This is a genomic window from Streptomyces djakartensis (genome assembly GCF_014651075.1).
Lineage (GTDB): Bacteria > Actinomycetota > Actinomycetes > Streptomycetales > Streptomycetaceae > Streptomyces > Streptomyces djakartensis.
Map to the genome: position 1 here is coordinate 60,139 of NZ_BMWE01000024.1, position 18,443 is coordinate 78,581.

The following is an 18,443-nucleotide window of genomic DNA, read 5'->3' on the forward strand; positions in this document are numbered from 1 at the left end:
GAGGATCCGCAGCGCACGGCGGAGGGCCTCCGCCTGCGCCGGAGCGAGATCGTCGTAGAACGCCCGCAGGACGCTGTGGCCCGGGTCGAGCTCCCCGGCGCCCGGGAACAGCCCCGGGGGAACGCAGCCGGCAAGGACCCGGGCGGCCTCGGCGTGACTCCCGCCGCCTACCGTCGGCCATCGCCTTCGTGGTCTTCCTGGCGGGCTCCGTCCTGCCCACGGCGGCGACGCCGAAGCCCACGCCACGCCGGGTACCATGGTCGGCACGGCAGACGAGCCGGGCGGACGGCCGCGTGGAGTGCCCCTGACGGGGAGCTCCCCGAGGAACGTCCGGGCTCCACAGGGCAGGGTGGTGGCTAACGGCCACCCGGGGTGACCCGCGGGACAGTGCCACAGAAAGCAAACCGCCCAGCACCTCGGTGCTGGGTAAGGGTGAAACGGTGGTGTAAGAGACCACCAGTGCCCAGGGTGACCTGGGCAGCTAGGTAAACCCCACCCGGAGCAAGGTCAAGAGGAGACCCTCTTCGAGAGAAGGGCGTCTCTGCGCGGACGATCGAGGGCTGCCCGCCCGAGTCCGCGGGTAGACCGCACGAGGCCGACGGCAACGCCGGCCCTAGATGGATGGCCGTCGCCGAGGGGACCGCGAGGACCCCTCGGAACAGAACCCGGCGTACAGCCCGACTCGTCTGCCGCTCTCCGTCCCGAGCCGGGTCCTCGGCCGAGAGGACCGTCTCCACCAGAGGCTTCCCATGTGCACGGCCCGGCGTGTCGAGCCGGAATACTTCGCCAAGTCGCACTGTCCCGGGTCTCCGTGAACTGGATATTCTCGGCGCATGCGGATTCTTGTGACCGGCGGGGCCGGTTTCATCGGGTCGGAGTTCGTCCGGAGTTTACTTCTGGCTTCCGATGCGGACAGTGCCCATCAGGGCCTCGGAATAACCGTTCTGGACAAACTCACTTACGCGGGCACGATCGCCGGACTGGACCCGGTGTCCGGCCATCCCGGTTATTCCTTCGTCTGCGGCGACATTTGTGATGCCGACCTGGTCGAAAAGGTGATGGCGGGGCACGACGCGGTGGTGCACTTCGCCGCGGAGTCGCATGTCGACCGGTCCATCGAGAGTTCCGGTCCCTTCGTGACCACGAACGTCCTGGGGACGCAGGTTCTGCTGGACGCGGCCCTGCGGCAGGGGGTGCGGCGCTTCGTCCACGTCTCCACCGACGAGGTGTACGGATCGATTGCGGCCGGATCATGGTCGGAGGAGAGCCCATTGGCGCCGAACTCGCCGTACGCGGCGTCCAAGGCCGGCTCCGATCTGCTGGCCCTCGCTTTTCATCGTACGCACGGGCTGGACGTCGTGGTGACACGCTGTTCCAACAATTACGGTCCATACCAGTTTCCCGAAAAAGTGATACCGCTCTTCGTCACCCGGTTGCTGGACGGCGAGAAAGTGCCGCTGTACGGAGACGGGCACAACGTGCGCGAATGGGTGCACGTGTCAGACCACTGCCGGGGAATTCGGCTCGCACTCCGGCACGGCCGGGCCGGTGAGGTCTACCATTTCGGCGGCGGTACCGAGCTGGCGAACAAGGAACTCACCGGCCTCCTGCTCGAGGCGACAGGCCAAGGCTGGGACATGGTCGAGCGGGTGACGGACCGCAAGGGGCACGACGCGAGGTACTCCCTGGACTTCGGCAAGGCCGTCGCGGAACTCGGCTACACACCGCGCGTGGAGTTCGCCGAGGGGCTCGCGAACACGGTCGCCTGGTACCGGGACAACCGCTCCTGGTGGACACCGCTCAAGGAAGGCCGGTAGCGGTGACACCGTGCCGGAGCGAACCAACCCGCCCCCGGACGAGTCGTCGTGACCGGTTTTCGCCGTCCGGGAAAGGTGGATGCGGTCGGCTGGAGAATCGACTACGGTGGGAGGCGTGTGAGATTCGGCATTGACCCTCTGTGACGCGGCGCTGGGCGCGAAGCCCCAAGCGGCCCTTGGCTGAGCCTTCCGGCGAGACATATCTCCGGGGACGGCTTCCGGGTTGTGCTGCTCGTATGCCCGTCCGTTGTTGCCGACGGTGTTCACCTCTCCCCCCTTCCGGCTCCGGCCTGGCTCTGTCCCGTCCTGCTCTGTCCGTCCCTTCGGCGGATCGGACGGGCTCCACGCGCACCCCCCACGTCTCCGACGGGTCCCGCGTGAAGGCCGGGCGCACGATTCACGCGACCGGTGGGAACCGCCACTGCCAGGAAAGCCCGCAGCGCATCCGCGCCGGGCTCCGCCGGCGGTTTCCGCCCGAGAAAGGACTCACATGACGCATCCCGAAGGCCCCGCAGCACGTCAGCAGCGGGCGGACGCCCTGATGGACGAACACCTCGTGCCCGGCCCCGACAGCTTTGACGGTGAGCAGTACGACCGCGAGGAGCGGGCCGCGCTGCGCCGGGTCACCGGACTGTCCACCGAACTCGCCGACGTCACCGAGGTCGAGTACCGCAAACTCCGCCTGGAGCGTGTCGTACTCGTCGGAGTCTGGACGTCCGGCAGCGCCGACGACGCCGAGGCCTCACTCGCCGAACTGGCCGCGCTGGCGGAGACGGCGGGCGCTCTGGTGTGCGACGGGGTCATCCAGAGGCGGCAGAAGCCCGACCCGGCGACCTACATCGGATCGGGCAAGGCCGCGGAGCTGCGGGAGATCGTCGAGGAGGCCGGCGCCGACACGGTGGTCTGCGACGGCGAACTCAGCCCGAGTCAGCTGGTCCACCTGGAGGAGGTCGTACGCGTCAAGGTCGTGGACCGCACGGCGCTGATCCTGGACATCTTCGCGCAGCACGCGAAGTCCCGCGAGGGCAAGGCCCAGGTGGCGCTGGCCCAGATGCAGTACATGCTGCCCAGGCTGCGCGGCTGGGGCCAGTCGATGTCCCGGCAGATGGGCGGCGGTGGCGGGGGCGGCATGGCGACCCGCGGACCCGGCGAGACGAAGATCGAGACCGACCGGCGGCAGATCCACGAGCGGATGGCCAAACTCCGCCGTGAGATCGCCCAGTTGAAGACCGGACGGGACATCAAGCGCGAGGAGCGCCGACGCAACAGGGTGCTGTCCGTCGCGCTCGCGGGGTACACCAACGCCGGCAAGTCCTCCCTGCTCAACCGGCTCACCGGCGCCGGAGTACTGGTGGAGAACGCGCTGTTCGCCACCCTGGACACGACCGTGCGCCGCGCGGAGACCCCGAGCGGCCGTCCCTACACCATCGCCGACACCGTCGGCTTCGTACGGCACCTTCCGCACCACCTCGTCGAGGCGTTCCGCTCGACCATCGACGAGGTGGCGGACGCGCACCTGGTGCTGCACGTGGTGGACGGCTCGCACCCGGAACCGGAAGCGCAACTGGCCTCCGTCCGGGAGGTCCTGGCGGAGGTCGGCGCCGGCGAGATCAGGGAGGTCGTGGTCGTCAACAAGGCGGATGTCGCCGACCCGGACGTGCTGTCCCGGCTGCTGGCCGCCGAACAGGGCTCGATCGCGGTCTCCGCGCGCACCGGAGAAGGGATCGAGGCACTGCGGGACTTCATCGACGTCCTGCTGCCGCGTCCCGAGGTGGAGATCGAGGCCATGGTGCCCTACAGCCAGGGCGGCCTGGTCTCCCGCGCCCACACGGAGGGCGAGGTGCTGTCCGCCGAGCACACCGAGCAGGGCACCCTGCTGAAGGCGCGGGTGGGGCCGGAGCTGGCGGCCGCTCTGCGGGCCTGCCCCCAGCCGTGACCCGGGCGGGAGGGCCGCAGGGCGGAGCGGCCCTCCCGCCCGGGTCCGGCCGGACCGGCCGCCGGGGGTGCGGGACGCCGAGCCAGGCTCCGTCACCGCGCCCGGCCGCGCACACCTGAGGAGACGGACGCGCAGCGGGTTCCGGGCCGACCGCCTTCTTTCGACGGTCTGCCGTGTGCGCGGCGACATCACTCAACCCAGATCAGGAGGACTCCTGCGTGTCGACAGCGCAACTCGCTCTGCATGACATCACCAAGCGTTACCAGGACCACGTCGTACTCGACCGGATCGGCTTCACCATCAAACCGGGCGAGAAGGTCGGTGTCATCGGGGACAACGGATCCGGCAAGTCCACGCTGATCAAGCTCATCGCCGGGCGGGAGCAGCCGGACAACGGCGCGCTGACGGTGGTCGCGCCCGGCGGCGTCGGCTATCTGGCCCAGACACTGGAGCTGCCGCTGGACGCCACGGTCCAGGACGCCGTCGACCTGGCCCTGGCCGACCTGCGGGAGCTGGAGGAGGGCATGCGCCGGACCGAGGCCGAGCTGGCCGAACGGCCCTACCAGACGGGCCAGGACCCCGAACTCGCCGGCCTCCTGGAGAGTTACGCCGCGCTGGTGGACCGGTACCAGGCCCGCGGCGGCTACGAGGCCGACTCCCGGGTGGAGATCGCGCTGCACGGGCTCGGGCTGCCCGGGCTGGAACGCGGCCGGCGGCTGGGCACCCTGTCCGGCGGCGAGCGCTCGCGCCTCGCCCTGGCGGCGACGCTGGCCTCGGAACCCGAACTGCTGCTGCTGGACGAGCCGACCAACGACCTGGACGACCGGGCCGTGGGCTGGCTGGAGGAACATCTGCGCAAGCACCGCGGCACGGTTGTGGCGGTCACCCACGACCGGCTCTTCCTCGACCGGCTCACCACCACGATCCTGGAGATCGACTCCGGCAAGGTGATGCGGTACGGCAACGGCTACGAGGGTTACCTGGCCGCCAAGGCGGCGGAACGGCAGCGCAGGCTGCTGGAGTACGAGCAGTGGCGCGCCGAACTGGACCGCAGCCGCGACCTGATCGCGTCCAACGTGGCGCGTCTGGACGCCATCCCGCGCAAGCTGCCCTTCGCCGTCTTCGGCGCCGGCCAGTTCCGGATGCGCGGGCGGGGCCACGGTGCGATGGTGCGGATCCGCAACGCCAAGGAACGGGTCGCGCGGCTGACCGAGAACCCGGTAGCGCCGCCGCCCGAGCCGCTCACCTTCACCGCGGAGATCACCACCGAGGCCGCACAGCCTCAGGAGACGGTGGCCGAACTCACCGGCGTCCGGGTCGGCGACCGGCTCAGCGTCGACTCCCTGCGCCTCGGGCCCGGCGAACGGCTGCTGGTCACCGGCCCCAACGGGGCGGGCAAGACGACGCTGCTGCGGGTGCTCTCCGGGGAGCTGGAACCCGACAGCGGGTCGGTGCTGGTGTCGGGCCGGGTGGGACACCTGAGGCAGGAACAGACACCGTGGCGGGCGGGTATGACGGTGCTTCAGGCGTTCAGCAGCGGACGGGCCGGTGACATCGACGAGCACACCGAGGCGCTGCTCTCCCTCGGGTTGTTCAGCCCGGAAGACCTCCGGCAGCGTGTGCAGGACCTGTCGTACGGGCAGCGGCGCCGCATCGAACTCGCCCGGCTGGTGACCGAGCCGGTCGACCTGCTGCTGCTGGACGAACCCACCAACCACCTCTCGCCCGCCCTCGTCGAGGAACTGGAGGAGGCGCTGACCGGTTATCAGGGCACGGTCGTCGTCGTCACCCACGACCGGCGCATGCGGTCCCGCTTCAACGGCGCCCATCTGACGCTGCGGGACGGGCGCGTCGCCGAGTTCACCGCCGCCTGATCGCCGAAGCGGTGCGCGGGAGGGACGGGTGCCAGGGGGCCCGTCCCTCCGGACGGTCAGATTGACGTCGATGGACAGCGGATAGGAGAAGTCCTCGAGGAGGTCGATCACGCCGTCCTGCGCCCGGTCGGGGAGCGAGGCCAGGATGGGGCAGGTTCATCCCCGGGACGTTCGCCGGGTCGTTCACCAGCCGCGGGTCGGTCAGCACCGCCTTGACGTCGGAGTACCGGGTCGCGAGCCACTGGACGGCGCCCCACGGGTACGCGGCCCGTACCAGCGGCGCCTGGGCCCTGATTTCGGCATAGGCGCCGAACGGATCGCGCAGCACCTCGGGATCCCATCAGGTTCAGAGCTGTCATCGTCACTGCCCTTCTCTGAACTGCCGTCACCACAGTTTCGGCCGGGACGCCGGTGCCGGGAAAGGAAAGCGGGCCTGACTGTGTCACCTCCGGGTTGCCGGAGAAATACCCGGAAACCAAGATGGGCGCGCCCGATATCGGCCGGCGATTCGGCCCCATTTTTGGCGAAAGGGACAACGATCGATGGAGTCGCGCGTCGAGCGCCTACCCTCACTGACCGGGCTGCGCTGGTTCGCGGCGCTTTCCGTATTCGTCTGCCATATCGCCCAGCAGGGCATTTCCGCCGGTCCGGACGTGGCCTTTGGCCTGGGGCACCTCACTTCGCTCGGCTCGCTCGCGGTCTCCCTCTTCTTCGTGCTGAGCGGCTATGTGCTGACGTGGTCGGCCCGGGACGGCGACTCCGTCAAAAGCTTCTGGCGGCGTAGGTTCGCCAAGATCTACCCGCTGCATTTCGTCACCTTCTGCATTGCGGCCGTCATCATCTTCGGTCTCTCTGAGCCGGTCCTGCCGGGCGGTTCGGCGTGGGACGGCATGGTGCCCAACCTGCTGCTGCATTCATGGCTGCCGGACGCGTACATCGTGTCGGGATTCAGCACCCCGAGCTGGTCGCTTTCCTGCGAAATGGCCTTCTATCTCACGTTTCCGTTGTGGTACCGGCTGCTGCGTGGGACACGGGCGAGCCAGTTGTGGTGGTACGCGGCCGGGCTGGCGCTTGCCGTGGCGTGCATGCCGTTCGTGGCCCGGCTGCTGCCGGACAGCGCAGAGGTCGTTCCCGGGATGCCGCTGCGGGACATGTGGTTCACGTACTGGTACCCGCCCGTGCGGATGCTGGAGTTCCTCCTCGGCATCGTGCTGGCGCTGATCCGGCGCCAGGGGGCATGGCGGGGGCCCGGAACGGGCACGGCCGCGCTGCTGCTCGGCGGCGCGTTCGCGCTCAACCAGGTGGTGCCGCCGATGTTCACCCTCACCGCCACCACCGTCGTCCCCATCGCCCTGCTGATCGCCGCCGTCGCGGACGGCGATCTGCGCGGGCGCCGTACGGGACTGCGCGTGGCCGTGCTGGTCAGGCTGGGCGCGTGGTCGTACGCCTTCTACCTGATCCACTTCCTGATCATCCGCTACGGGCACCGGCTGCTGGGCGGCGACCAGGGATACGCGCGTCAGTGGGACACCCTCGCGGCGCTCGGCATCACCGCGGCGGCACTGGGGGTCACGATCGCCGCGAGCGCGGTCCCGCACATCTTCGCCGAGCGGCCCTGCATGACCCTGTCGCGCGGCCGCCGCCCTCCCCAGGGGCCGGCTCCCGACTTTGAAAGCCGCCCGCACCGGGCTCCGCTGGAAAGGGTATGACGCATGGCCGACCAGACCGCTCTCAGTCCGGCGCTGCTGGAATACGCCAGGAGCGTCTCGCTGCGCGACGACGCCGTGCTGCGCGAGCTGCGGGAGTTGACGGCGGCCCTGCCCGGCGGACGCGCCATGCAGATCATGCCGGAGGAGGCCCAGCTCCTCGCCCTGCTGATCCGGCTCACGGGCGCCACCCAGGTCCTGGAGATCGGCACGTTCACCGGGTACAGCACGCTGTGCATGGCCCGGGCACTGCCGCCCGGCGGCCGGATCGTCACCTGCGACATCACCGAGCGGTGGCCCGGCGTCGGCGCCCCGTTCTGGCGGCAGGCGGGCGTCGCCGACCGCATCGACCTTCGCATCGGCGACGCCGCCCGGACCCTGTCCGAGCTGCGTGCGCACGAAGGCGACGGCATCTTCGACCTGGTGTTCGTCGACGCGGACAAGGCCGGCTACCCGCACTACTGCGAAGAGGCGCTCGCACTGGTCCGCACCGGCGGGCTGCTGGCCGTCGACAACACCCTCTTCCTCGGCCGGGTGGCGGACCCGCGGGCAGACGATCCCGACACCCTCGCCGTGCGCGAGCTCAACGAGCGGCTGCTCCACGACGAGCGGGTGGACCTCGCCCTGCTGACCATGGCCGACGGCATCACCCTGGCGCGCCGCCGGGAGTGACCGACGCGCCGCGGGAACGCGGAGCCGTGACACGAGTGGTGCCCACCGCCGCAGGGCGGTGGGCACCACTCTTTCCGTCGGGCCGTTCCCTCAGCGGAATCGGTTGATGGCCGTGAGATGGCGCTCGCGCAGCTCGTGGTCGCGCACGCCGAGCCCTTCCCCGGGGGCCAGGCACAGGATGCCGACCTTGCCCTGGTGGACGTTGCGGTGCACCTCGCAGACCGCGAGCGCGGTGTCCTCGAGGGGATGGACGCGCGACAGCGTCGGATGGATGAGGCCCTTGGCGATGAGCCGGTTGGCCTCCCACGCCTCGCGGTAGTTGGCGAAGTGGGTGCCGACGATCCGCTTCAGCGACATCCACAGATAGCGGTTGTCGTACTGGTGCTCGAAGCCCGAGGTGGACGCGCAGGTCACGACGGTGCCGCCCTTGCGCGTGACGTACACGGAGGCGCCGAAGGTCTCGCGGCCCGGGTGCTCGAAGACGATGTCGACGTCCTCGCCCCCGGTCAGCTCACGGATGCGCTTGCCGAACCGCTTCCACTCCCTGGGGTCCTGCGTGTGTTCGTCCTTCCAGAAGCGGTAGTCCTCGGCGCTGCGGTCGATGATCAGCTCGGCGCCCATCCGCCGGCAGATCTCGGCCTTCAGGGGGGAGGAGACGACGCAGACGGGCGTCGCCCCGCCGGCGAGCGCCAACTGGGTGGCGTAACTGCCCAGTCCGCCGCTCGCGCCCCAGATCAGCACGTTGTCGCCCTGTTTCATGGCGGCGCCGTTGCGGGAGACCAGCTGCCGGTAGGCGGTGGAGTTCACGAGACCGGGAGCCGCGGCCTCCTCCCAGGACAGATGGCCGGGCTTGGGCATCAGCTGGTTGGACTTCACCAGCGCGATCTCCGCCAGCCCGCCGAAGTTCGTCTCGAACCCCCAGATCCGCTGCTCCGGGTCGAGCATGGTGTCGCCATGGCCGTCGGGGCTCTCCAGCTCGACGGACAGGCAGTGCGCGACGACCTCGTCACCGGGCCGCCAGGCGTGCACCCCCGGCCCGGTGCGCAGCACCACGCCGGCCAGGTCCGAGCCGAGCACGTGGTAGGGCAGGTCGTGGCGCGCGGCCAGAGGTGAGGTACGGCCGTACCGTTCGAGGAAACCGAAGGTGGGCAGCGGCTCGAAGATCGACGACCAGACGGTGTTGTAGTTGACCGAACTGGCCATCACCGCGACCAGTGCCTCACCCGGCCCCAGCCGGGGCAGCGGCACCTCGTCCACGTGCAGGGACTTGCGCGGATCCTTGGCCGAGCTGCTCATGCCGTCGAACATGCCGACGTCCTCCTTGCGCACGGTCACGGCCCGGTAGGACTCGGGCAGCCGCAGCGCGGCGATGTCGGCGGCGGTGCGGCCGGGCGCGGTGATCGTGGCGAGCAGCTCGGTCATGGCGGGGTTCACGGGCTTCACGGGTGCGCTCCGATCGGTCGGTGTGCGAAGAAGGCGGCCGGGTCCGTGGTCAGAGGTCAGACCACCGCCGCCGGGTGCTCCTGCTGTCCGGCGGGTCCGGCGTGTTCGGCGGTGAGGCGTTCCAGGATCGGGACGATTCCGGCGGGTGTGGGGTCGGCGAGCATCTCCGCGCGCAGCCGGCGAGCGCCCGCCCGGATCGAGGGGTCCTCCACCGCCGCACGCACCGCCTCGGTCAGCGCGTCCGCGGTGAGGTCCGCCGGGGGCAGGTGGAAACCGGCCGACAGACGCTGCAACTGCTGCGCCTTGAGCGGCGCGTCCCACAGGGACGGCACCAGCAACTGCGGCACACCGTGCAGCAGGGCAGTGGACCAGGTGCCCGCCCCGCCATGGTGGATGATCGCGGCACAGCTGGGCAGCAGCGCGTCCAGCGGGACGAAGTCCACCGGCACGATGTTGTCGGGGAGACGGCCCAGCCGCTCGCGCTGGGAGTGGTCGAGGGTGGCCACCACCTCCATGTCGAGCCGGGCCAGCGACTCCAGCAGCGTCGGGAAGGAGACCGCGTCACGGCCGTAGGTCTCGCGGGCCGAGGTGCCGAGGGTGAGGCAGATCCGGGGACGGTCGGGCGTGCGCAGGAGCCAGGGTTCGACCACCGAGCGCCCGTTGTAGGGGACGTAACGCATGGGCACGGTGGTCTGCCCCACGTCCAGCCGGGTGCTCCGCGGGCCCGGGTCGATCACCCAGTGGCCGAGCATGTCCCGTTCGTCGTACGCGCACCCGTACCGCTCCAGGGTCCAGCCGAGCCACTCCGCGATGGGGTCCTCGCGCAGCTCAGCCGGGACCTCGCGGAGCGCCTCGAGGAAGCGTCTGCGGGAACGCCCGATCGCGTCGGGGCCCCACAGGATGCGGGCGTGTGCGGCGCCGCAGGCACGGGCGGCGACCGGGCCTGCGTACGTCCAGGGCTCCCACACGACCAGGTCGGGGCGCCAGCCGCGGGCGAAGTCGACGACTTCGTCCATGGTCGCCGCACCGTTGAACGGAGCGAAGCAGAAGGCCGACATCAGCGTCTGCTGGCCCAGCAGATACTCCCAGCCGGCCTCCTGGGCCGGGCCGTCCTCGGTGAACTCCAGGCCCTTGTTGTAGGGCACCAGATCGCTGCCCATCTCGGCCAGCAGCTCGACGGCCGGCCGGTCGTCGCCGACGGGGACGGCGGCCAGACCGGCGGAGGTGATGACATCGGTGAGCGAGGGCGGGCTGGCCACCCGCACCTCGTGCCCGGCCGCACGCAACGCCCAGGCCAGCGGCACGAGACTGTAGAAGTGTGTGTTGTGCGCGAGCGAGGTCAGCAGGACTCGCATCGGGGCTCCGGTTCGTGCGAGGGCGGACGGTGGCGTGGGGCTCAGTGCGCGCAGACGGGGAAGCGGGCGTAGGCGCGTACGACCGGTGAGCGGGGGCGCGTCAGGGCCGGGCCCGCGGCCTTCAGACCGGGCAGCGCGCGTGCCAGGGCCGACACGGCGGTCGTCGCGGCCAGCCGTACGACGGGCAGCGCGAGGCCGAGGTGCGGCCCGGTGCGGGACACGTCTCGAGGAGCGTCCGGCGCGCCCGGGGTCACCACCACCACCACCTGGTCGTCGGCGCGGATGCGACGGCCCCCCAGGCGGACGTCCTCGTGGGCGACCCGGCGCTCCAGGCGGGTGGGCGGCCGCACGAGGAGCGTGCGGTCGACAGCGGCCGACGCCGCTGCGGTGCGGCGGGCGTCCGCCCACTCCCCGGAGCCGCTCAGCAGCGCCCGCACGGTGTTCGCGACGACCGTCGCGGCGGGTTCCGGCGCGCCGACCGCGAGGATCAGGCCGATGCGTTCGACGTCCCGGGGCGCGACGCCCCGGCCCAGCAGCGCCCCGACCAGACCGGCCGTCCCGCCCGCGCCCGTGGCGGCCTCGCGGGCGACCAGTTCGCGCACCAGCGCGGCCACCTCCCGGACCGCCGCGGCGGAGTCCCGTGCCACGGCCAGCGTCTGCGGTGTGAACCGGGCGTCCAGTTGGGGCCCGCACCGGGTGAGCGGACGGACCGCCTCTGCCCGCTCGCCCTCCGCGACGCCCAGGAGCCGGAGCACCAGCGCCCCGACGTACGGCCGGACGACATCGCCGACGAGATCGAATACGGCGCCGTCGACGGGCAGGAGGGCACGGACCGGCGCCTCCGCCTCGGCCCGCTCGGCGCCGAACAGGGCGGTGCCGCTCAGTGCCGGAGCGGCCAGGGCGTGCAGGCGGGCGAGTTCGGGGCGTTCGTACTCGGGGAACTCGGCGGCGATCGGCAGCAGGTCGGCGTCCGGGCGGTGTCCCGCGCGGTCGAGTGTGCCGAAGCGGGGATCGCCCAGTACCCGGTCCGTCACGGCGGGGTCCGCCGTGACCCAGGCGCCGAGCAGGTCGCTGCGGAACCACGTGCCGTGCGCGCGGATCCGCTCCTCCCAGGGGGTGCTGTCGTCGTCGGTGGCGCGCAGGATCATCGCGTACGGGTCGCCCTGGTTGCCCGCGAACCAGATTCCCGCGCGGGTCAGTTGCAGTCGGCGGCCGACTTCGCGGATCTCGTCGTCCGGCCGGGCGGCCGAGGCCTCGGCGGTGGTGGCGGACATGGCTCCTCCCTCTCTGGTTCGGTGCCGGACGCCGTTCAGCGGCACGTTCCGATGAACAGGCCGGGTCGGCCGATGTCGCTGCGGTCCAGGTACCGCACCTCGCAACCGGCGTTCTTGAAGGCACGCTCGTACGCGGACTGCTGGAACAGGGTGATCCGGTGACTCTCGGACAGGACGCGGACGCCGTCCACCGGGTGCGCGACCAGGTAGCGCACCTCGATCCGGGTGGCGTCGCCCTCCCGCACGGAGTGCGACATCCGGCATATCGTGCGGTCACCGGCCTCGGTGAGACTCGCCCCGACGTGACCGGGCGTGAACGACTCGGGGAACCACCAGGGTTCGACGAGGATCACGCCGCCCGGGGCGAGGTGCTGAGCGAAACGCTCCAGCGTGGCGTCGAGTTCGCCGGTGTCACGGAGGTGACCGATGGAACTGAACATGCAGACCACGGCGTCGAACCGCCGGCCGAGGCCGAACGTGCGCATGTCGCCCTGGTGCAGCGGCACGCCGGGGTTGCGGCGCGCCGCCAGGGCGAGCATGTCGGGGGAGAGCTCGACGCCCTCCACGTGGTCGAAGAGACCGGCGAGGTGACGCAGATGCTGACCGGTCCCGCAGGCCACGTCGAGCAGCGACCCGGCGTCCGCGCGCTCGGCCCGCACCAGGTCGGCGATCTCCTCCGCCTCACGCCGGTAGTCCTTGCCCTTCCCCTCGTGCACCAGGTCGTAGACGGCCGCGATCTCATCGGTGTACATCAGCGTCCTCCGGGGCGCGCTCGATGGGTTTGTCGTGAATGTCACCGGCGATGGACACCAGCCAGTCGTGGACCGCCGAGGCCGTGTCCGCCGCGTGCTCGGTGAGCATGGTGAAGTGGTTGCCGGGCACGTCGGTGACGCTCGTGACCCCCGGCACCCGGGACCGCCAGCCGTCCGGGCCGCCGTCGCCGGTCCACTCGCGCAGCGGCTCCGAGGCCCGCGCCAGCAGCACGGGCGCGCGCAGCGCGGTGATCTGGCTGCCGAGCAGCAGCCGGTGGTACCCGGCCATGGCCGTCAGCCGGTGCTCCGCGAGCGGCACCGGGCTGCGCTCCAGCGACCAGCGCAGCAGGTCGTCCCGCCATACGCCCATCGCCCCGGGGTCGTCCGGGAAGTACATGTCCATCAGGACGACCGCCGCCGGACCGCTGCCGCGCGACTCCAGATACGCGGCGAGGGCGTGCGCGACGTTCGCGCCGGCGGAGTGGCCCACGAGGGCGAACGGCTCGCCCCCGCAGTGCTCCAGCAGCGCCTCGGCCCGGTCGGCGAGCAGCGCGTCCAGCGACGCCGGCAGCGGCTCGGCCGGGTCGCCGAAGCCGGGCAGCGGCAGGACGGTCACGTCCCGGCGGCCGCGCAGGGCGTCCGCGAAACGCGCGTACTCCCGGGGGTGCGACGTGGCGGCCGTGCCGGCACAGCAGTACAGCCGCGGCCGCGTGGCCCCGGTCGCGAGACCCACCGGCGCCGGAAGCCCGCTCGGGCGTCCGTCGCCGGTGAAGGCGGGCCGGAACCGGGCCAGCCCGGCCATCAGGGACACCGCCTCGTCGGTCCGGCCCCGGGCGACGGCCGTACGCAGGGCGGCGAGCAGCGTGCCCTCCGGTTGCGCGGGCGACCCGGACGCGCCGTCCGCCGCGCGCCCGGCCAGCTCGGCCAGATGGTCCGCCAGCGCGGTCGGGTCCTCGTGGTCGAACACGAGACCGGCGGGCAGCTCCAGGCCGGTCGCCTCGGCCAGCCCGTCCCGCAGACTGACCGCGGCCAGTGAGTCGAAGCCGAGATCGCGGAAGGAGGCCCGCGCGTCCACCTGCTCGGCGTCGGAGTGCCCGAGCACACCGGCGGCCAGTGCCCGCACCAGGTGAAGCGCGAGCCCACGCCGCTCCTCGGGCCGCGCCCGGCCGAGGCGCGGCACGGCCCGGTCGCCGTCCGCCGGACCGGACTTCGCGGAGCCACGCCGGGTGGCCGGGCGGGCCGTGCGGACCTGCGGGATGTCGCTGATCAGCGGGCTGGGACGCCTCGCCGTCAGGGTGGGCGCGAACCGGTCCCAGTCGAGGTCGGCGATGGTCACGTTGACGTCGCGGTGGTCGAGGGCCTGCTGCAGCGCGGCCAGTGCCGTCTCCGGCCGCAGCGGCCGCACCCCCTGGCGCTCCAGATAGCCCTCCGGGGCGAGTTCGACCATGCCCTTCCCGCCCCAGACCCCCCAGGCGATGGAGGTGGTGGGTTGGCCTTGGGTGTGGGTGTGTTGGGCGAGGGCGTCGAGGTGGGCGTTGGCGGCGGCGTAGAGGGATTGTCCGCTGCTGCCCCAGGTGGCGGCGGCGGAGGAGAAGTGGACGACGGTGTGGAGGGGGGTGTGGGTGGTGTGGTGGTGGAGGAGTTGGGCGCCGGTGGTTTTGGCGTTGAGGATGTGGGTGGCTTGGGTGGGGGTGAGGTCGGTGAGTGGGGTGGTCTGGGGGGTTCCGGCGGTGTGGAAGATGGCTTGGAGGGGTGGGTGGTGGGTGTTGATGTGGTTGATGAGGTTTTCGATTTGGTGGGGGTCGGTGAGGTCGCAGGGGGTGATGGTGGTGTGGGTGCCGAGTTGGGTGAGGTGGTGTTGGAGTTGGGTGGCGCCGGGGGCGTTGGGTCCTTGGCGGCTGGTGAGGATGAGGTGTTTGGCGCCTTTGTGGGCGAGCCAGGTGGCGAGGTGGGTGCCGAGGGCGCCGGTGCCGCCGGTGATGAGGATGGTGCCGGGGGGTGGGGTCCAGGGGGTGGGTGTGGTGGTGGGGGTGGTGGGGGTGAGTCGGCGGGCGTAGGTGGTGTGGGTGCGGATGGCGATTTGGTCTTCGCCCGGTTGTTGGGGGGTGGTGGTGTGGTGGGTTGCGAGGTGGGTGGTGAGGTGGTGGAGGTGGTGGGGTGTGGGGTGTTGGGGGAGGTCGATGAGGCCGCCCCAGTGTTGGGGGTGTTCGAGGGCGGCGGTTTGGCCGAGTCCCCATAGGCGTGCGGTGTAGGGGTTGGGGGTGTCGGTGGGGTGGATGGTGGTGGCTTGGCGGGTGGTGATCCACAGGCGGGTGGTGAGGGGGGTGGTGGTGAGGGCTTGGATGGTGGTGAGGGTGAGGGTGGTGGCGGGGTCGAGTGGGGGTTGGTGGGGGTCGGGTGTGACGGGGGTGGGGGTGAGAAGGATGCCGGTGAGGCCGTCGGGGTGGGCGTTGGCGATGTGGGTGAGGTGGGTGGCGAGGGTGTGTTTGTCGGTGGTGGCGGGGTCGAGGGTGAGGGTGTGGGTGTCGGCGCCTGCGGTGCGCAGGGCGGCGGTGATATCGGGGATCAGCGAGTCGCCGTCCTGACCGATCACCAGCCAACGGCCACCGAGACGACGCCGGGCCGCCCTCGCCGGCAGCGGCTGCCAGACGACCCGGTAGCGCAGCGCGTTCGTCTCGGCGGCGGTGCGGCACCGGTCGTGCCAGGCCGCCAGGTGCGGAAGGACCGCGCCGAGCGGCTCCTCGATGCCGGCCTCCTCGGCGCCCAACTGCACGGAGGCGGCCTTGACGTCGCCGTCGTGGACCGCTGCCCACAGGGCCTGGGACTGGACCGGCTCCTCGGCCTCGGTACGGTCCGTGGTCCGTGCCGCCGCCGGGGCCGGGCGAAGCCAGTAGCGGGTGTGCTGGAACGGGTACGTCGGCATGTCCACCCGCCGCGCCCCGGCCCCCTCGTACGGCGCGGCCCAGTCGACGTGGGCCCCCTGGACGAAGGCAGTGGCCGCGGCACGCAGCACGGTCGCGCACTCCGGGCGGCCGCGGCGCAGCGCGGCGGCGAACGCCGTGCCGGTGTCGCCCGCCGCGCACTCCCGTGCCATGCCGGACAGCACGGCGTCGGGACCGAGTTCGACGAAGGTCGCCGCCCCGGCCTCCCGCGCGGCGCGCACGGCGGCGGCGAACCGGACCGGTTCGCGTACCTGGCGGGTCCAGTACCCGGGGTCCATGAGCTCGGACGGGGCGGCGGGCCGGCCCGTCACCTCGGAGACGATCGGAAGCCTCGGGGTGCGGTAGGTGACGCTTTCGGCGACGGCGCGGAAGTCGGCGAGCATCGCGTCCATGTGCGGCGAGTGGAAGGCGTGGCTCACCGAGAGCCGCTTCGTACGACGCCCCCGGGCGGCCAGTTCCCCGGCCGCCGAAAGGACGGCCTGTTCGTCCCCCGAGATCACGAGTGATTCGGGCCCGTTGAACGCGGCGACGACCGCCTTTCCGTCCGCGATCCACTCCAGCTCGGCCACCTCCTGCTCGGTGGCGCGCACCGCGACCATCGCACCGCCCTCGGGCAGCCGCTGCATCAGCCGCCCCCGCGCCGCGACCAGCCGGACGGCGTCCGCCGTCGAGAACACCCCGGCGGCGTACGCCGCGGCCAGCCCGCCGATCGAATGGCCCAGCAGGACGTCCGGCATCAGCCCCCAGCTCTCGAAGAGCCGGAACAGGGCGGTCTCCACGGCGAACAGCGCGGGCTGCGCGTAAGCGGTCCGGTCCAGCAGGGCGGCGTCCGCCGTGCCGGGCTCCGCGAACATCACCCGCGGCAGCGGGTGTTCGAGATAGGCGTCAAAACCGCCCGCCACTTCGTCGAGGGCTTGGGCGAAGACGGGGAACGACGCATACAACTCCCGTCCGGCACCGGCTCGTTGCGAGCCCTGGCCGGAGAAGAGGAACGCCACGTCACGTCCCCGGCGCGCGATGCCGGTCACGACGGCGTCCGACGGCCGCCCGCCCGCCAGGGCGAGGAGCGTGTCGTGCGCGGCTGCCGGGTCATCCACCAGAGCGACCGCCCGGTGCTCCAGGACCGCCCTGGTCGTGGCGAGGGAGTAACCGGTGTCGAGGACGTCCCCGCTCCGGTCGGCCAGCAGTCGCGCCTGGTCACGCAACGCGTCCTCGGAACGGGCCGACAGTACCCAGGGGAGGACGGGCAGGGCGCGGGTGCGTTCGGGTGCTTCGGCGGGGGTGGGTGGTTCCTCGATGATGGTGTGGGCGTTGGTACCGCTGACGCCGAAGGCGGAGACGCCCGCGCGGCGCGGCCGGTCGGGATCGGCCGGCCAGGGCCGGGCGTCCGCGAGGAGTTGGAGGGAACCGGCCGCCCAGTCGACCTTGGTGGTGGGACGGTCGGCGTGCAGGGTGCGAGGCAGGGTGCCGTGGTGCATGGCCTGCACCATCTTGATGATTCCGGCGATGCCGGCGGCGGCCTGGGTGTGGCCGATGTTGGACTTCAACGACCCGAGCCAGAGCGGTGTCCGGCGTTCGGGGTGTCCGTAGGTGGCGAGCAGGGCGCCGGCTTCGATGGGGTCGCCGAGGGGGGTGCCGGTGCCGTGGGCCTCTACGGCGTCGATGTCGTCGGGGGTGAGGCGGGCGTCGGCCAGGGCCTCGCGGATGACCTTCTGCTGGGCGGGTCCGCTGGGGGCGGTGAGGCCGTTGCTGGCGCCGTCCTGGTTGACGGCGGTGCCGCGTACGACGGCCAGGACGCGGTGGCCGAGCCGCTCGGCGTCGGAGAGCCGCTCCACCAGGAGCATCCCGACGCCCTCGGCCCACGCCGTGCCGTCGGCGGTGTCGGCGAAGGCCTTGCAGCGCCCGTCCGGCGCCAGGCCGCGCTGGCGGGAGAACTCCACGAACACCGTGGGGTCGGGCATGACCGCGACACCCCCGGCCAGAGCCAGGTCGCACTCCCCGCGCCGCAGCGACTGCACCGCCAGGTGGAGGGCCACGAGGGACGACGAGCACGCCGTCTCCACGGTGATGGCCGGACCCTCCAACCCGAGGACGTAGGCGATCCTGCCGGACAGCACCGCGTCGGCGTCGCCGGTCAGCAGGTAGCCCTCCGTCCCCTCGGGCGCTCGCGCCGGGTCGGAGGCGTAACCCGTGTGCGCCGCGCCGACGAACACGCCGGTCCGCCCGCCACGCAGCGACTCCGGCACGACCCCGGCGCGCTCCAGGGCCTCCCACGAGGTTTCGAGGAGCAGCCGCTGCTGGGGATCCATCACCAGAGCCTCGTTCGGCGAGATCCCGAAGAACGCCGCGTCGAAGTCACCCGCGCCGGCGAGGAAGCCGCCCTCGCGGCAGTAGGTGGTGCCGGGGCGGTGCTCGGGCGAGTACACGGCGGCCTCGTCCCAGCCTCGGTCGGTGGGGAAGCGAGTGATCGCGTCGACGCCCTCGGCGGCCAGCCGCCACAGCCCCTCCGGGTCGCTCACCCCGCCCGGATAGCGGCACGCCATCCCCACGATCGCGATCGGCTCACGGGCGGCGGTGACGAGCTCCTGGTTGCGCCGTCGTAGCCGCTCGGTCTCCTTGACCGAGGTACGCAGCGCGTCGAGCACCTCGTCGATGGACGGTGACATCTCCGG

9 protein-coding genes, 1 other RNA gene and 1 pseudogene are annotated in these 18,443 nt (G+C 71.9%); 6 read left to right on the forward strand and 5 right to left on the reverse strand.

Features of this window, described 5'->3' with window-relative positions:
• Positions 1-273: 273 nt before the first annotated feature.
• The 6 genes from rnpB (at position 274) to IE212_RS30230 (ending at position 8,005) form a co-directional block, all read left to right on the forward strand.
• Positions 274-689: RNase P RNA component class A (gene rnpB / locus IE212_RS30205), an RNA gene on the forward strand.
• 144 nt (positions 690-833) lie between these two features.
• The gene (rfbB, locus tag IE212_RS30210) at positions 834-1,817 is read left to right on the forward strand and encodes a dTDP-glucose 4,6-dehydratase (RefSeq protein WP_190201145.1); all 984 of its coding nucleotides are present in this window, start codon (positions 834-836) and stop codon (positions 1,815-1,817) included.
• Positions 1,818-2,307: 490 nt separating this feature from the next.
• Positions 2,308-3,753 (forward strand): GTPase HflX, encoded by a 1,446-nt coding sequence (hflX, locus tag IE212_RS30215; protein WP_190201146.1) that lies wholly within the window; start codon positions 2,308-2,310, stop codon positions 3,751-3,753.
• 218 nt (positions 3,754-3,971) lie between these two features.
• A complete protein-coding gene (car(A), locus tag IE212_RS30220) occupies positions 3,972-5,627 on the forward strand; it encodes an ABC-F type ribosomal protection protein Car(A) (RefSeq protein WP_190201147.1) in 1,656 nt (551 codons plus the stop codon).
• Between the two features lie 542 nt (positions 5,628-6,169).
• The gene (locus IE212_RS30225) at positions 6,170-7,336 is read left to right on the forward strand and encodes an acyltransferase family protein (protein ID WP_190201148.1); all 1,167 of its coding nucleotides are present in this window, start codon (positions 6,170-6,172) and stop codon (positions 7,334-7,336) included.
• A gap of 3 nt (positions 7,337-7,339) precedes the next feature.
• Positions 7,340-8,005, forward strand: a complete 666-nt coding sequence (locus IE212_RS30230; protein WP_190201149.1) for an O-methyltransferase — start codon at positions 7,340-7,342, stop codon at positions 8,003-8,005.
• 90 nt (positions 8,006-8,095) lie between these two features.
• On the opposite strand, the gene ccrA is transcribed toward IE212_RS30230, so the two are convergent.
• From ccrA to IE212_RS30255, 5 genes and pseudogenes are all read right to left on the reverse strand, one after another.
• Complete coding sequence (gene ccrA, locus IE212_RS30235) at positions 8,096-9,427, reverse strand: crotonyl-CoA carboxylase/reductase (protein WP_190201160.1); 1,332 nt, start codon at positions 9,425-9,427, stop codon at positions 8,096-8,098.
• 77 nt (positions 9,428-9,504) lie between these two features.
• The gene (locus IE212_RS30240; protein WP_190201150.1) at positions 9,505-10,803 is read right to left on the reverse strand and encodes an activator-dependent family glycosyltransferase; all 1,299 of its coding nucleotides are present in this window, start codon (positions 10,801-10,803) and stop codon (positions 9,505-9,507) included.
• A 41-nt stretch (positions 10,804-10,844) separates the two neighbouring features.
• Entirely contained in the window at positions 10,845-12,077 is a 1,233-nt protein-coding gene (locus IE212_RS30245) for a cytochrome P450 family protein (protein WP_190201151.1), read from the reverse strand.
• Positions 12,078-12,112: 35 nt separating this feature from the next.
• Positions 12,113-12,829, reverse strand: a complete 717-nt coding sequence (locus tag IE212_RS30250; RefSeq protein WP_190201152.1) for a class I SAM-dependent DNA methyltransferase — start codon at positions 12,827-12,829, stop codon at positions 12,113-12,115.
• Positions 12,816-18,410 (reverse strand): annotated as a pseudogene (locus IE212_RS30255) (type I polyketide synthase); the annotation flags it as partial. The pseudogene IE212_RS30255 and the gene IE212_RS30250, both read right to left, overlap by 14 nt.
• Positions 18,411-18,443 lie beyond the last annotated feature (33 nt).